This is a genomic window from Pseudomonas sp. dw_358 (assembly GCF_018449655.1).
GTDB lineage: Bacteria > Pseudomonadota > Gammaproteobacteria > Pseudomonadales > Pseudomonadaceae > Aquipseudomonas.
The window spans coordinates 182,341-198,609 of sequence record NZ_JAAVUX010000002.1 but is presented as its reverse complement, the minus strand read 5'-3'; the positions used below and the strand labels follow the sequence as shown (position 1 = coordinate 198,609).

Genomic DNA, 16,269 nt, shown 5'->3' with positions numbered 1-16,269 from the left:
CTGAAAGATCGCGTCGCCTTCATCGCGGGCAAGCCCTGCTCCCACAAGATGACCTCGACAGGGAGGTTGAACCTGTGGAAGCAGGGCTTGCCCGCGATGAGGCCATCCGCTCAAGGGTAAAAGTCGTGTAAGCCCCTTCCTTCCGCGCATGACATTGTCACAAAATGCTGTGACCCGCCGGTCGAAACGCGCATCTTCACTGTATTGTGTTAGCCGCCCAATCGCGCAGAGGGGTTTTTACCCCGGCGTCCTGCGGCGCAAAATCCGAATTTGTATACTTCTGTTTTGGGAAGCCACCAATGATTGGCATAAAAAGCATCGCGAGCTATGTGCCCGCGGCTGGCGTGGACAACTACGTGCAGGGTGCGAAATTCGCCAAGGACGAGGATTTCATCCTCGGCAAGATCGGCTCGGCATTCCTGCCGCGTAAAGACGCCGATCAGGAAACCTCTGACCTGTGTGTCGAGGCTGTCAACGCGTTGTTCGCCAGCAATCCGCAGCTGGACCGCGCCTCCATTGACGCGCTGATCGTGGTGACCCAGAACGGCGACGAAGAAGGCCTGCCCCATACCGCGGCCATCGTCCAGGATAAGCTCGGCCTGCCGACCCACGTCGCGGCCTTCGACATCTCCCTGGGCTGCTCGGGCTACGTCTACGGCATCTATGCAATGAAGGGCTTCATGGAAGCCGCCGGTCTGAAAAACGGCCTGCTGGTCACCGCCGACCCTTACTCGAAGATCGTCGACCCGGAAGATCGCAACACCACCATGCTGTTCGGCGACGCCGCCACGGTGACCTGGATGGGCGAGGGCGCCGAGTGGCAACTGGGCAAGGCCAGGTTCGGCACCGACGGCTCCGGTGCGCCGCACTTGAAAGTGACCAACGGCGTGTTCTTCATGAACGGGCGTCAGGTATTCAATTTTGCCTCGCTGAAAGTGCCCGCCCACTTGCATCAGCTGCTCGACGAGTCCGGCCTGAGCAGCGACGACATCGACGCCTATTGCATTCACCAAGGCAGCGCGGCGATTGTGGATGCTGTCGCGCGTCGCTTTGAAGAGCACCCGGAGAAATTCATCAAGGACATGGTCGAGACCGGCAACACCGTGTCGTCCAGTATTCCGTTGCTGCTGGAAAAACACATGTTCGATGCCAGCTGGAAACGCGTGGCGATCAGCGGTTTCGGCGTGGGCCTGTCCTGGGGTTCGGCGATATTGCAGCGTGATTGATACAACCCCGTTATTGAAAACCCGGCCATGTGCCGGGTTTTTTTATGCCCCGACATTCCCGAGCAAGCTCGGTTCTGCAGGGGTCGTGCAGGACCGAGCTCGCCTGGAAGCCGGGGCGAAACGCTGGAGTAGAGCCCTGCGAGACCGCTGACCGTTTTATGACGCCATCCTTTCATCTTTTTTGATACCAAACCCCTAAAGAAAAATCCGGCAGGGCGGATAACTAGGGTGTGAGAGAAATGAGCAAGTGCATCAATGCTCGTCGGTCAACAGGTTTGAAGGCAAATTTTGAAAAAAGCCCTCAAGCAAATCAACAAACCGACGATAACTACTACGAAGGTTCTCTAGGCCACACCCGGCGCTTGCCAGGGCCGGAAGCCACAGTAAACAACCCCTGAGGAATTTGTCATGTCGTTATCCGTAAACACCAACATTGCCTCGTTGACCGTACAGAACAACCTCAACAAGGCTGCATCGTCCCTGTCCACCGCCATGACCCGTCTGTCCTCCGGCCTGAAAATCAACAGCGCCAAAGACGACGCCGCCGGCCTGCAGATCTCCAACCGTCTGACCAGCCAGATCAACGGCCTGGGCGTGGCAATCAAGAACGCCAACGACGGTACTTCGATCGCTCAGACCGCTGAAGGCGCGATGCAGGAATCGACCAACATTCTGCAATCGATGCGTGAACTGGCTCTGCAATCGGCGAACGGTTCCAACAGCGACGAAGACCGTGCTTCCCTGCAGTCTGAATACGCTCAGTACAGCTCGGAACTGACCCGTATCGCGTCGACCACTACCTTCGGTGGCAAGAACCTGATCGACGGCTCGTTCGGCACCACCGCTTTCCAAGTCGGTTCGGACGCCAACCAGACCATCAACATCACCTTGGGTGACGTGTCGGCCAACACCATCGGCTCTGACCAGGTCAACTCGACTGCCATTGCTCCTAGCACCACCGGCGTGACTGGCGGCGCGATCACTGTAACCGGCGGCGGCGCAGCCACCACCGTGACCATCGCTTCGGGTAGCTCGGCTGCGACCACTGCTGCCGCACTGAACGGTGCTGTAGCCGGTCTGACCGCTACCGCTTCGACCAACGCTCAACTGACCGTTGCTTCGGGTTCCAGCGCCAACTTCAGCGTCACCGTCGGCAGCACCAAAGTCGACATCATCGGCGCAACCGATGCTTCGTCCCTGAACGACCAGCTGCAATCCAACGCCTCGAAACTGGGTATCAGCGTCAACTACGATTCGAAAGCTGGCACTGTGACCGTGACTTCGGCCACGGGTGAAAACATCCAGTTCGGCGATCCAACCACCACCGGTGTATCGGCTTCCTACACAGGTGTGACCGTGGCCACTGAAGACGCTGCCGGTACACTGGGTACTGCGGTTTCCGTTGCCAACGGCACTATCGCCACCGGTGCTGTACAGTTGAACAGTGCCAAGGCCTACTCCCTGGCCGGTGCCGGTGTAACCGGTCTGTTCGCCGCTTCGGGTACCACTGCAAGCTCCAAACTGGTGTCGGTTGCCAGCTCCGACATCTCCACCGCTGAAGATTCGCAGAACGCGATCGCCGTCCTCGACAAGGCGATCTCCAACATCGACTCCCAGCGTGCCGACCTCGGTGCCATCCAGAACCGCTTCGACAGCACCGTGGCCAACTTGACTTCGATCTCGCAGAACTCCACTGCCGCTCGTAGCCGCGTACAGGATGCTGACTTCGCTTCGGAAACTGCCGAACTGACCAAGCAACAAACCCTGCAACAAGCTTCGACCGCGATCCTGGCACAAGCTAACCAGCTGCCAGCTGGCGTACTGAAACTGCTTCAGTAATCCGGCGCCGGGTGACTGAACAACGGAGGGGCGCTCACGTGCTCTTCCGTTTTTTCGTTCCTCACGGCTTTTATTTTGTGCTTTTTCATCTCCAGAGGTAATGGAAATGGACATGAGCGTCAGTGCAGCCGCCACGCAACCCGTGGCCGCCACCTCTTCCAACATCGCCGCGGGTGCAAGCACCACGGCGGCCGTTGCACCCGTCACGTCGAGCAGCGATGTCACGACCGCCAAAGCCAAGCCGGCCCGCGCCGAACTGGAACAGGCCGTCAAGTCCATTCAGGATTTTGCCGACTCCACTCAGCGCAACCTCAAGTTTTCCATCGACGACAAGACCCACCAGGTGGTGGTCAAGGTCATCGCGACCTCGACGGGGCTGGTCGTTCGCCAGATCCCTGACGAGGCCGCGGTGAAGTTGGCGCAGAGCTTGAGCGAAACCGGCAGCATGATCTTCGACGAGAAGGCATGAGGTTGGCACGCAATGTGATGGTCGAAGGTATCAAAGCCGATAAGGTCAAAAAACCATCGGCCATCGAATCAGGAGCGTATTCATGACTAGTACGATTTCAACCGGCACGACGTCGACCGGTACGACGGCTTCCACGGCCTCGACAGCCTCGACCACTTCGAGCAGCTCGACGTCGGGGACCACGTCGACCAGCAGCAGCGGCGCGATCACCACTAGCGGTATTGGTTCGGGTATCGACACCGCTTCGATCGTGACCGCCTTGGTCAACGCCGAAAAAGCGCCCAAGCAGTCGCAGATCGATACCCAGACGACCATTGCCAACACCTCGCTCAGCGCCATCGGGCAATTGAGCAGTGCGCTGTCTACTTACCGCACGGCCATTGCCGCCATCAACAACACAGCGGATTTCAACGGTCTGACCGGGACTGTGGGTGAGACTGCGGCCGCGACGGCCACGGTGGATTCCACGGCCTCCACCGGTACGTACACCCTCAAGATCACCAACATTGCCACGTCGTCGAAAGTCACTTCCGGCGAGTTTGCCGGCAAGAGCACGGCGGTGGTCAACAGCGGTACCAGTGCTCAAGACCTGGTCATTACCCAATCGGGTAAAAGCATCAACGTCTCGATTGCTGCCGGTGCCACGTTGTCCCAGGCCCGCGATGCCATCAACTCGGCCGAGTCGAGCAATGGTATCTCCGCCAACATCCTGACCGATGCCAGCGGTTCGCGCCTGGTCTTGAGTTCGACCACTACCGGTGCCGGTACGGACATCACGGTCTCGGCGCCCAGCGGTTCGACCCTCGATTCCGGTCTCACCGGTTTCACCTCTCAGGTTTCGGCGGTCAACGCCAATTACAGCATCGACGGCATTGCCTTGAGTTCCTCGACCAACACGGTGGCGGCAGCCATCAGTGGTGTCAGCCTCAAGTTGCTCGCGCCCACCACCAGTACCAGTGGTACCACCATCACGGTGGGCACCGACACCAGCTCACTGAAGACCAACGTCACCACCTTCATGGACGCCTACAACGCGTTGATGACAACCATGAATACCCTGACAAAGGTCACCATTGGGGACGATGGCACCACCAGCGGTGGCGGTCTGACCGGCGACTCGACCGTGCGCAACATGATGACGGCCATTCGCAACCAGTTGGTCTCGCAGTCCAACACCAGCGGTATCACCTTGGCGCAGCTGGGCGTGACCACCGACGGCAACACCGGCCTGCTGACCATGAGTGACACCACTTGGGCCAGCGCGACGTCATCAAGCAGTACGGTGTCGGCTATCCAGAGTCTGTTCACCGGCAAGACCGGTCTTCTGACCACGATGACCAGCGCCACCGACGTTTATGCCGGCTCCTCGGGCATCCTGGCTCAGCGCACGACCAACCTCAACACCACGATCAGTGACCTGACGACCCAGCAGACCGCTTTGAATACGCGGATTGCGCTGTTGCAGACCACGCTCACCGCTAAATATACGGCGATGGACACACTGGTGGCGCAGTTGACGGCGACCAGCACCAGCGTGATGACGACGTTGAATGCGCTGAACAAGGCGTCTTCGACGTAAGTGTGGATGGGGCTTGGGGGGAGGCCTCGCGATCTCGTCAAGCCGCACCGCGGCAAGTCTGGCCGGCGCTCCGGCGCGCGGTCGGTGCTGGCCCTTGACGAGATCCAAAGGCAAGCTCCCAAGCCCAACCCACCCCTAAAGTTTCCCCCCGCCAAGCCGAAACAGTAAACAAGCAACACAATGAACACTTTCCAATTTTCGTGCGACGAGGTCTCTCCACATGCACTCCATGAAAGCCATGCGCCAATATCAGAAGGTCAACGCCCACGCCCAGACCTCGGAAGCCAGCCCTCATCGCCTGGTGCAAATGCTCATGGAAGGCGGCCTCGATCGTATGGCCCAGGCCAAGGGTTTCATGGCCCGTGGCGAGATCGGCCGCAAAGGCGAAATGCTCTGCAAGGCCATCGATATCATCCACGGCCTGCGTCTGGGCCTGGACCCGGAGAAAGCCGAGCCAGGCTACCTGGACGATCTGGAAGCCCTTTACGGCTACATGATCGAGCGCCTGACCGAAGCCAACCGTAACAACGACCCGGCGGCCATTGATGAAGTGGCGCGTCTGCTGATCACCGTCAAATCCGGCTGGGATGCCATTGCCCATGTCGAATAGCCCGGCTCCGGCCAGCCTATCCAGCATCAGGAGCTCATCCATGAGCGCATTACAACGAATCGAGCAGACCCGCGACGCGCTGGTCGACGCCATGGCTGCCGAGGACTGGCAAGCCATCGGCACCCTGGACATCGAGTGCCGGGCCTGTGTCGAAAGTGTGCTGGAAAGCGGGGCGGCTGTGGACGAAGCGCAGCTGCGCGCCAACCTCGAAGACCTGCTGGGTGTGTATCGCAAACTGCTGGAAGTCACCACCGGCGCGCGTCAGGCCATTGTCGAAGAAATGAAGCAAGTTTCACACGCACACAATGCGGCGAAGGTCTACCAGCTTTTCCGCTAGTTTTTTAGCAAATACCAACGCCATAAATTTGACTGCCGCTGCTTTTTTGACTTTACTAGTGTCTGTTTACCGCGTTCTGGCGTCTTCATTCCAGATGTGGCAAAAATGTGTCGAGCTTGCCCGAATTCGGGTACCGAGTGGACTAGGGAAGTTGCTATTGCATGTGGCGTGAAACCAAAATTCTGCTGATCGATGACGATAGCGTTCGCCGCCGCGACCTGGCGGTGATCCTCAATTTCCTCGGCGAAGACAACTTGCCTTGCAGCAGTGAAAGCTGGCAGCAAGAGTGCGAGACCCTGTCTTCCAACCGCGAAGCCCTGTGTGTGCTGATTGGTACGATCAGCGCTCCCGGCGGTTTGGTGGCGCTGCTCAAGACCCTGGGCACCTGGGACGAATTTCTGCCGGTCCTGCTGATCGGTGACGTCGTCACCCCGGAGCTTCCGGATGACCAGCGTCGGCGCGTGCTGTCCAGTCTGGAAATGCCGCCCAGTTACAGCAAGCTGCTCGACTCCCTGCACCGGGCCCAGGTCTACCGTGAAATGTACGATCAGGCCCGGGAGCGCGGCCGTCATCGTGAACCCAATCTGTTCCGCAGCCTCGTCGGCACCAGCCGCGCGATCCAGCACGTGCGCCAGATGATGCAGCAGGTGGCCGACACCGATGCCAGCGTGCTGATCCTTGGCGAGTCAGGCACCGGCAAGGAAGTGGTGGCGCGCAACCTGCACTACCATTCCAAGCGCCGCGACGCGCCGTTCGTGCCGGTCAACTGCGGGGCCATCCCGGCCGAGCTGCTGGAAAGCGAACTCTTCGGTCATGAGAAGGGCGCATTCACCGGCGCCATCACCAGCCGGGCCGGGCGCTTCGAGCTGGCCAACGGCGGCACGCTGTTTCTCGACGAAATCGGCGATATGCCGTTGAACATGCAGGTCAAGCTGCTGCGCGTGCTGCAGGAGCGCACCTTCGAGCGCGTGGGCAGCAACAAGACCCAGAGCATCGATGTGCGGATCATCGCGGCCACTCACAAAAACCTCGAAAACATGATCGAGGCGGGCACCTTCCGCGAGGACCTGTATTACCGCCTCAACGTATTCCCCATCGAGATGGCCCCGCTGCGTGAGCGCGTCGAGGACATCCCGCTGTTGATGAACGAGCTGATCTCGCGCATGGAGCACGAGAAGCGCGGCTCTATCCGTTTCAACTCTGCCGCCATCATGTCGCTCTGTCGCCACGCCTGGCCGGGCAACGTGCGCGAGCTGGCCAACCTGGTGGAGCGCATGGCGATCATGCACCCCTACGGGGTGATCGGCGTGGCCGAGCTGCCGAAGAAATTCCGCTACGTCGATGACGAAGACGAGCAAATGGTCGACAGCCTGCGCACCGATCTCGAGGAGCGTGTGGCCATCAACGGTCACGCGCCAGACTTCGCCACCAGTGCAATGCTGCCGCCTGAAGGGCTGGACCTCAAGGACTACCTCGGCGGCCTGGAGCAAGGCCTGATCCAGCAAGCCCTGGACGATGCCAACGGGATCGTCGCCCGCGCCGCCGAGCGCCTGCGTATCCGCCGCACGACATTGGTGGAAAAAATGCGCAAATACGGCATGAGCCGACGCGAAGGCGAGGGTGAAGAACAGGCGGAGGATTGACGCCTGACTTCTGCTCGGCGCTGTCCGGCGCCGAGTCCTTGCTTGCACCTCACCTGCATTGCCCCCTTCAAACCCTTGACCCGCCTGCGCTTTGCGTCGGTGCGAGAGTCTCGTCACAAAGCTGACAAAATCTTCCGGCACGCCTATTGCTATGTCTCGACTACGACACCGTTTTATGACGGTGAGCCATACGAGAGAGCATCATGTCGCAGGCCGCCCCGTTAGTATCCGCCGCCGCCCCCTCCCGGGCAGACTCCGGCAACTCGCCCGCTTCCGTGGAGGAAGCCAGCCGCATGGGTCTCGAACAGGCGTTTTCGCTGTTCAACCAGATGTCCACGCAGTTGACCGACTCCTACAGCATGCTTGAAGCGCGCGTTGCCGAGCTCAAGGGCGAATTGGCGGTGGTCAGCGCGCAGCGCATGGCCGAGCTGGCGGAGAAGGAGCGGTTGGCCAACCGCCTGCAACACCTGGTGGACCTGCTGCCCGGTGGCGTCATCGTCATTGATGGCAGTGGCCGGGTCTGCGAAGCCAACCCCACCGCCTGTGACCTGCTGGGCGCTCCGCTGGAAGGCGAGTTGTGGCGCGAAGTGATCGCTCGCTGCTTTGCCCCGCGTGAGGATGATGGTCATGAAATTTCCCTGCGTGACGGCCGCCGACTGTCCATTGCCACCCGCTCGCTGGACGTGGAGCCTGGCCAGCTGGTGCTGCTCACCGACCTCACCGGTACCCGCGACCTGCAAGAGCAACTGGCGCGCCATGAGCGTCTGTCCTCTCTGGGGCGCATGGTTGCCTCCCTGGCTCACCAGATCCGGACGCCGCTCTCGGCCGCCTTGCTCTATGCCAGCCATCTGGTGGAGCAACCGCTGCCGGTGGAGACTCAGCAACGATTTGCCGGGCGCCTCAAGGAGCGCCTGCACGAGCTGGAGCACCAGGTCCGCGACATGCTGGTATTTGCCCGCGGCGAATTGCCGTTGACTGACCGCCTGACCCCGCAAGCCCTGTTCAAGGCCTTGCAAAACGCCAGCGAAACCAAGACCCAGGACTTGGCCCTCCGCTGGCAGTGCGATGCCCGCCACGGCGAGTTGCTGTGCAACCGCGACACCTTGGTCGGGGCCTTGCTCAACCTGATCGAGAACGCCATTCAAGCCAGTGCCGGCAAGGCGCGACTCAAGGTGCACTTGTATAACCGCGGCCATGAACTGCGCCTGTGCGTCAGTGACAGTGGCGACGGGATTGCCCCCGAGATCCTTGCCCGCCTGGGCGAGCCGTTTTTCACCACCAAGACCACGGGCACCGGGCTGGGCCTGACCGTGGTCCAGGCGGTGGCGCGTGCTCATCAGGGCGAGCTGGTGTTGCAGTCCCGCGTGGGCCGTGGCACCTGCGCCATCGTACGTTTGCCGTTGATCGCCGACATGAATTCGGAAGGACGCATGCTATGAACGTCAAAGTGTTGCTGGTTGAAGATGATCGTGCCCTGCGCGAAGCGCTTGGCGACACCCTCGAGATCGGCGGCTACGAGTACGAGGCGGTGGGCTCGGCCGAGGAGGCCCTGGCTGCCGCCAACGCGGAAGCCTTCGGCATGGTCATCACCGACGTCAACATGCCGGGCATGGACGGCCACCAATTGCTCGCGGCGTTGCGCAAAAGCCAACCGCAACTGCCGGTGCTGCTGATGACCGCCCACGGCGCAGTCGAGCGTGCCGTCGACGCCATGCGCCAGGGCGCCGCCGATTATCTGGTCAAGCCCTTCGAGCCGCGGGCGCTGCTGGAGCTGGTGGCACGTCACGGTCAAGGCAGCGTGCGCGCCAGCGACACCGAGGGGCCGGTGGCCCTGGACCCCGCCAGTGTGCAGTTGCTGCACCTGGCCGCGCGGGTCGCCCGCAGCGATTCCAATGTGCTGATTTCCGGCGAGTCCGGCACGGGCAAGGAAGTGTTGGCTCGCTATATCCATACCCAGTCAAGCCGCGCCGACAAGCCCTTCGTCGCCATCAACTGTGCGGCCATTCCGGACAACATGCTGGAAGCCACGCTGTTCGGCCACGAGAAAGGCTCCTTTACCGGCGCCATTGCCGCTCAGGCCGGCAAGTTCGAACAGGCCGACGGCGGCACGATTCTGCTGGACGAGATTTCCGAAATGCCCTTGGGTTTGCAGGCCAAACTGCTGCGCGTCCTGCAAGAACGGGAAGTGGAACGGGTGGGGGGACGCAAACCCATCAGCCTGGACATTCGCGTGGTGGCTACCACCAACCGCGAGCTGGCCGGCGAGGTGGCAGCGGGGCGTTTTCGCGAGGACCTGTTCTACCGCCTGTCGGTGTTCCCGCTGGCGTGGAAAGCCCTGCGCGAACGCCGCGCCGACATTCTGCCGCTGGCCGAGCGCCTGCTGGACAAGCATGTCAAAAAAATGAAGCACGGTGCCGTACGTCTGTCGTCCCAGGCACGGGGTTGCCTCACCAGCTATAACTGGCCAGGGAATGTACGCGAACTCGACAACGCCATTCAGCGTGCGTTGATCCTGCAACAGGGCGGGATGATTCAGGCGGAAGACTTCTGCCTGGCCGGCCCCATCAGTGGCACCTTGACCCCGGCCCTCAAGGTGGTGGTCGACAATATTCATCCGCCACTGGTGGACAGTCATCATCCGCAGGTGGGTGAGGGCGGCGGGGCGCTGGAAGACGACCTGCGCCGGCGCGAGTTCGAAATGATCATCGAAACCCTGCGCAGCGAGCGTGGGCGGCGTAAGGAAGCGGCGGAAAAGCTGGGTATCAGCCCGCGTACATTGCGCTACAAGCTGGCACAGATGCGCGATGCGGGGATGGATGTGGAAGCGAGTCTGTACGCGTCCTGAAACAGCACACCGGCAGTTACGGGCAATTCCCTGCAGGGCCGAGCTTGCTCGGGAACAACGTACTCGACGGTTCCCGAGCAAGCTGGGTCCTGCAGTGAGGCGGTCCTCGCAATGTATCGGTTTAGTGAACCACCTCACACAACTGGCACCGTCCTTGCTACTACCCCTGTAGACACCGATTCAGTGTCAAAAAATTGCGCGCCGCCACAGAGAGAGATTTCATGAGCCAGGGTATTGAATTCAATCGTTTGATGTTGGACATGCGCAGCATGCAGGCTGACGCCATGGCCACGCCCAAGGTTGCCAGCACCGTGCCGGCCGTGGGCCAGAGCAGCTTTGCCGATCTTCTGGGCAATGCGGTCAACAAGGTCAACGATACGCAGACGGCGTCCAACCAGCTGTCCAACGCCTTCGAGATCGGCAAGAGCGGCGTCGACCTGACGGATGTGATGATCGCGTCGCAGAAAGCCAGCGTCTCGTTCACTGCGCTGACCCAGGTGCGCAACAAGTTGGTCCAGGCTTACCAAGACATCATGCAGATGCCGGTTTGAGGATAAATTGAGTCATGGCTGATGCAGTCCCGGATACAGTTGCAGCGAAGAAGCCAGCGGGCGGTAAATCCTCCCTGCTGAGCATGTCGATGCTGGAGAAAATCTCCCAGATGACGATGCTGCGTCAGGTCGGCCTGTTGGTCGGCCTGGCTGCCAGCGTCGCCATCGGCTTTGCCGTGGTGCTCTGGTCGCAGCAGCCTGACTATCGCCCGCTCTATGGCAGCCTGGCGGGCATGGACACCAAGCAGGTCATGGACACCCTGACCCAGTCGAACATTCCCTATACGGTCGAGCCCAATTCCGGCGTGCTGCTGGTCAAGGCCGACGACATGTCCCGGGCGCGCATGCAGTTGGCCGCCGCCGGCGTGGCGCCCAGTGATGGCAATGTAGGTTATGAGTCGCTGGACAAGGACCAGGGCCTGGGCACCAGCCAGTTCATGGAAGCGGCGCGTTACCGCCGCAGCCTGGAAGGCGAACTGGCCCGGACCATCTCCAGCCTCAACAACATCAAGGCCGCCCGCGTGCACCTGGCCATTCCGAAGAGCTCGGTGTTCGTCCGTGACGAGCGCAAGCCCACGGCCTCGGTGCTGGTGGAGCTGTACCCGGGCCGCACCCTGGACCCGGGTCAGACGCTGGCCATCGTCAATCTGGTGGCAACCGCCGTACCCGAGATGGAAAAGTCCGGCGTGACCGTGGTCGACCAGAAAGGCAATCTGCTTTCCGATACCGGCGAGAACTCAGAGCTGAGCATGGCCGGCAAACAGTTCGACTACAGTCGTCGTCTGGAAGGCATGCTGACCCAGCGCGTGCAGAACATCCTGCAGCCGGTACTGGGCACTGATCGCTACAAGGCCGAAGTGTCGGCGGTGGTTGACTTCAGCGCGGTGGAGTCCACCTCCGAGCAGTTCAACCCGGACCAGGCGGCGCTGCGCAGCGAACAGTCGACCACCGAACAACGTTCCTCGGGTTCCAGCGGCCCGACCGGTGTGCCCGGCGCGCTGAGCAACCAGCCACCGGCTCCGGCCTCGGCGCCACAGAAAACCGGCGGTACTGCCGCCCCTGGCCCGGCCGGTCCCGTGGCCGCCGGCCAACCGCTGCTCGACGCCAACGGCCAGCAGATCATGGACCCTGCCACCGGCCAGCCCATGCTCGCGCCGTTCCCGGCGGACAAGCGCCAGCAGTCGACCAAGAACTACGAGCTTGACCGTTCCATCAGCCATACCCAGCAACAACAGGGCCGCTTGCAGCGTCTCTCGGTGGCAGTGGTGGTGGACGACAAGGTCAGCGTCGGCGCCGACGGCAAGGCGGTCAATACGCCGTGGAACGCCGATTCGCTGCAACGTTTTACCCGTCTGGTGCAGGACGCCGTGGGCTTCGATGCCAGCCGTGGCGACAGTGTGACGGTGATCAACGTACCGTTTTCCGCCCAGCAGGGCGAGGTCATTCCGGAAACGCCGTTCTACAAGGAGCCGTGGTTCTGGGACATCGTCAAGCAGGGCCTGGGTGTGCTGTTCATTCTGGTGCTGGTGTTCGGTGTGCTGCGTCCGGTGCTCAAGAACATCACCGGCGGTGGCAAGGGTGGCAAAGGCGGCATGCTCGGTGCCGATGGCAGTGATGTCGAATTGGGCGGCCTGCCCGGCCTGACCGGTGAGCTGGCCAATGATCGGGTCAGCCTGGGTGGGCCGCAGAGTATTCTCCTGCCCAGCCCGACCGAGGGCTATGACGCTCAACTGAATGCAATCAAGAGTCTGGTGGCCGAAGACCCGGGTCGTGTGGCCCAGGTCGTGAAAGAGTGGATCAACGCCGATGAGTAATAATCCTGCACTTGCCGCAAAACTGACGCGTGTCGACAAAGCGGCCATTCTGTTGCTGTCCCTGGGTGAAACCGATGCCGCGCAGGTGCTGCGCCACATGGGTCCCAAGGAGGTGCAGCGGGTGGGCGTGGCCATGGCGCAGATGCGCAACGTGCATCGCGAGCAGGTCGAACAGGTCATGAGCGAGTTCGTCGAGGTGGTGGGCGACCAGACCAGCCTGGGCGTCGGCTCCGACGGCTATATCCGCAAAATGCTGACCCAGGCCCTGGGTGAAGACAAGGCCAACGGCCTGATCGACCGGATCCTGCTGGGCGGCAACACCAGCGGCCTGGACAGCCTCAAGTGGATGGAACCGCGGGCCGTGGCCGACGTGATTCGCTACGAGCACCCGCAGATCCAGGCCATCGTCGTCGCCTACCTCGACGCCGACCAGGCAGGCGAGGTGCTGGGGCACTTCGACCACAAGGTGCGGCTGGACATCATCCTGCGGGTATCGTCACTGAACACCGTGCAACCGGCGGCGCTCAAAGAGTTGAATACCATTCTCGAGAAGCAGTTCTCGGGCAACTCGCAAGCGGCGCGGACCACCTTGGGGGGTATCAAGCGGGCCGCGGACATCATGAACTTCCTCGACAGCTCGATCGAAGGCCAGTTGATGGATTCGATCCGCGAGATCGACGACGACCTTTCCGGTCAGATCGAAGACCTCATGTTCGTGTTCAACAACTTGCGCGACGTCGACGACCGCGGTATTCAGGCGTTGCTGCGGGAAGTCTCCTCGGACGTGCTGGTGGTGGCCCTCAAGGGTGCCGACGAAGGCGTGCGGGAGAAGATCTTCAAGAACATGTCCAAGCGCGCGGCCGAGCTGTTGCGCGACGACCTGGAAGCCAAGGGGCCAGTGCGCGTCAGCGACGTGGAAACGGCGCAGAAGGAAATCCTCACCATCGCCCGCCGCATGGCCGAGGCCGGCGAGATCGTGTTGGGTGGCAAGGGCGGCGAAGAGATGATCTAAGGGTTAGACTTCGGGTATGCGGGGATTGTCCTGTCATGCACGGAACTTGTGGGAGCAAGGCTTGCCTGCGATGCTGAAGGCGCGATTGGCAGGGGAATGGCGGTGATGCTATCGCGGCCAAGGCCTGCTCCCACAGGATCGAGTTTTTCCGTTGGCCCTCTTGCACCAGGAACACATATCAATGTCCCGCCCCAACGAACCGCTCAGCGACCTGATCCGTGCCAAGGATCTGGAAGGCCTGGATGTCTGGGCCTTGCCAAGCTTCGACCCGGAAAAACCCGAGCCCGAGCCGGAAGCCGAGCCTCTCGTCCAGGATCAAATGGAAGAGGTGCCGCTGGACGAAGTTCAGCCGCTGACCCTCGAAGAGCTCGAAGCCATACGCCAGGAAGCCTACAACGAAGGCTTTGCCGCCGGTGAACGCGACGGGTTTCGCAGCACCCAGCTCAAGGTCCGTCAGGAAGCCGAAACCGCCTTGACCGGCCGCCTGCAGATGATGGAATCGCTGATGACCCATCTGCTGGAGCCGATTGCCGAGCAGGACACCCAGATCGAGCGCTCCATGGTTACCTTGATCGGCCATATCGCCCGACAGGTGGTACAGCGCGAGCTGACCATCGATTCCAGCCAGATCGAGCGGGTCTTGCGCGAATCCCTGAAACTGTTGCCCATGGGCGCCAGCAACATCCGCATCTTCATCAATCCGCAGGACTTCGAGCAGATCAAGGCCTTGCGGGAGAAGCATGAGGAGAACTGGAAGATTCTCGAAGACGACGGGCTGATGCCCGGCGGCTGCCGGGTCGAAACCGAGCACAGCCGGATCGACGCCAGCATGGAAACCCGGATCAGCCTGGCCGTGGCCCAGATGTTTGGACAGATGCACGAGCAGGCCATGCACCCGGAAGCGTCCGACATGATTGTCGACCTGGCCCCGGATGCGGCCAAGGTTTGAGGTCTGCCAGAGTTGCCTCACCAGAGTGAATGCCCATGAAACTTGAACGCACCACTTTCGGCAAACGCCTGAGTACCTACGAAGGCGCCATCAGTCTGCCGCGCCAGCCGGTCCTTGAAGGCCGCCTGTTGCGCATGGTCGGCTTGACCCTGGAGGCTGAAGGGTTGCGTGCCGCCATGGGCAGCCGCTGCATCGTGATCAACGACGACGGTTATGATGCAGGCTCCGTGGAAGCCGAAGTCATGGGCTTTGCTGGCAGCAAGGTGTACCTGATGCCGGTGGGCAGCGTCGCCGGCATTGCGCCCGGCGCGCGGGTGGTGCCACTGGCCGACACGGGCCGTCTGCCGATGGGCATGACCATGCTCGGGCGGGTGCTTGATGGCGCCGGCCGCGCGCTGGATGGCAAGGGCGGCATGAAGGCCGAAGACTGGGTGCCCATGGACGGCCCGACCATCAACCCGCTCAAGCGCGACCCCATCAGCGTACCGCTGGACGTCGGTATTCGTTGCATCAACGGCCTGCTCACCGTCGGTCGCGGGCAGCGTCTGGGCCTGTTCGCCGGTACCGGGGTGGGCAAATCGGTGTTGCTCGGCATGATGACCCGCTTCACCGAAGCCGACATCATCGTGGTAGGGCTGATTGGTGAACGGGGTCGCGAAGTGAAGGAGTTCATCGAGCACAGCCTCGGCACCGAAGGCCTCAAGCGTTCGGTAGTAGTGGCTTCTCCCGCCGACGATGCGCCGCTGATGCGCCTGCGGGCGGCGATGTATTGCACGCGTATCGCCGAATACTTTCGCGACAAAGGCAAGAACGTCCTGTTGCTGATGGACTCCCTGACCCGTTTCGCCCAGGCTCAGCGCGAGATCGCCCTGGCCATCGGCGAACCGCCGGCGACCAAGGGCTATCCGCCGTCGGTATTTGCCAAACTCCCCAAGCTGGTGGAGCGCGCCGGTAACGCCGAAGCCGGTGGCGGTTCGATCACCGCGTTTTACACCGTGCTGTCCGAAGGCGACGACCAGCAGGACCCTATCGCCGACTCCGCGCGGGGTGTGCTGGACGGCCACATCGTGCTGTCCCGGCGCCTGGCGGAGGAGGGGCATTACCCGGCCATCGATATCGAAGCGTCCATCAGTCGGGTGATGCCCTCGGTAGTCACGCCCCAGCACCTGGGGCAGGCGCAGCAATTCAAACAGATGTGGTCGCGCTATCAACAGAGCCGCGACCTGATCAGCGTGGGCGCTTATGTAGCCGGTGGCGATCGCGACACCGACACCGCCATCGCCCTGCAACCGGCCATGGTTCGCTATCTGCGCCAAGGCCTCAACGACAACGAGAGCATGCAGGACAGCCGCGAGCGCCTGGCTGCCGTGTTCACCCCCGTGGCCCCGAGGTAAT

The 16,269-nt window shown here is 61.7% G+C and carries 14 protein-coding genes; all 14 read left to right on the top strand.

Translation table 11 applies throughout. The annotated features are described in order from the left end of the window. The first annotated feature begins 299 nt into the window (after window positions 1–299). A complete protein-coding gene (locus tag HB675_RS04425) occupies window positions 300–1,226 on the top strand; it encodes a ketoacyl-ACP synthase III (RefSeq protein WP_213876059.1) in 927 nt (308 codons plus the stop codon). A 408-nt stretch (window positions 1,227–1,634) separates the two neighbouring features. Continuing rightward, window positions 1,635–3,065, top strand: a complete 1,431-nt coding sequence (locus HB675_RS04420; RefSeq protein ID WP_213876057.1) for a flagellin — start codon at window positions 1,635–1,637, stop codon at window positions 3,063–3,065. A gap of 106 nt (window positions 3,066–3,171) precedes the next feature. Continuing rightward, window positions 3,172–3,534, top strand: coding sequence for a flagellar protein FlaG (locus HB675_RS04415; RefSeq protein ID WP_213876055.1), 363 nt, complete (start codon window positions 3,172–3,174; stop codon window positions 3,532–3,534). Window positions 3,535–3,616: 82 nt separating this feature from the next. After that, window positions 3,617–5,113 carry a flagellar filament capping protein FliD gene (gene fliD / locus HB675_RS04410; protein ID WP_213876053.1) on the top strand — a complete coding sequence of 499 codons (1,497 nt, stop codon included), beginning with the start codon at window positions 3,617–3,619 and terminating at the stop codon, window positions 5,111–5,113. Between the two features lie 220 nt (window positions 5,114–5,333). Then, window positions 5,334–5,723: a flagellar export chaperone FliS gene (gene fliS / locus HB675_RS04405; RefSeq protein WP_213876051.1), complete on the top strand. Its 390-nt coding sequence runs from the start codon at window positions 5,334–5,336 to the stop codon at window positions 5,721–5,723. Window positions 5,724–5,763: 40 nt separating this feature from the next. After that, window positions 5,764–6,060, top strand: a complete 297-nt coding sequence (gene fliT, locus HB675_RS04400; protein WP_213876049.1) for a flagellar protein FliT — start codon at window positions 5,764–5,766, stop codon at window positions 6,058–6,060. A gap of 161 nt (window positions 6,061–6,221) precedes the next feature. Then, window positions 6,222–7,703, top strand: coding sequence for a sigma-54 dependent transcriptional regulator (locus tag HB675_RS04395; RefSeq protein ID WP_213876047.1), 1,482 nt, complete (start codon window positions 6,222–6,224; stop codon window positions 7,701–7,703). Window positions 7,704–7,906: 203 nt separating this feature from the next. After that, entirely contained in the window at window positions 7,907–9,142 is a 1,236-nt protein-coding gene (locus tag HB675_RS04390) for an ATP-binding protein (RefSeq protein ID WP_213876045.1), read from the top strand. Then, window positions 9,139–10,548: a sigma-54 dependent transcriptional regulator gene (locus HB675_RS04385; protein WP_213876043.1), complete on the top strand. Its 1,410-nt coding sequence runs from the start codon at window positions 9,139–9,141 to the stop codon at window positions 10,546–10,548. The genes HB675_RS04390 and HB675_RS04385 overlap by 4 nt, the downstream gene beginning before the upstream one ends. 221 nt (window positions 10,549–10,769) lie before the next feature. After that, a complete protein-coding gene (gene fliE, locus HB675_RS04380) occupies window positions 10,770–11,099 on the top strand; it encodes a flagellar hook-basal body complex protein FliE (protein WP_213876041.1) in 330 nt (109 codons plus the stop codon). A 14-nt stretch (window positions 11,100–11,113) separates the two neighbouring features. After that, on the top strand, window positions 11,114–12,913 hold the full coding sequence (gene fliF / locus HB675_RS04375) for a flagellar basal-body MS-ring/collar protein FliF (RefSeq protein WP_213876039.1): 1,800 nt from the start codon (window positions 11,114–11,116) through the stop codon (window positions 12,911–12,913). Further along, window positions 12,906–13,925: a flagellar motor switch protein FliG gene (fliG, locus tag HB675_RS04370; protein WP_213876037.1), complete on the top strand. Its 1,020-nt coding sequence runs from the start codon at window positions 12,906–12,908 to the stop codon at window positions 13,923–13,925. Before fliF ends, fliG begins: the two co-directional genes overlap by 8 nt. Window positions 13,926–14,106: 181 nt before the next feature. Continuing rightward, window positions 14,107–14,874, top strand: coding sequence for a flagellar assembly protein FliH (gene fliH / locus HB675_RS04365; protein WP_213876035.1), 768 nt, complete (start codon window positions 14,107–14,109; stop codon window positions 14,872–14,874). Between the two features lie 35 nt (window positions 14,875–14,909). Next, window positions 14,910–16,268: a flagellar protein export ATPase FliI gene (gene fliI / locus HB675_RS04360; protein ID WP_213876033.1), complete on the top strand. Its 1,359-nt coding sequence runs from the start codon at window positions 14,910–14,912 to the stop codon at window positions 16,266–16,268. Window position 16,269 lies beyond the last annotated feature (1 nt).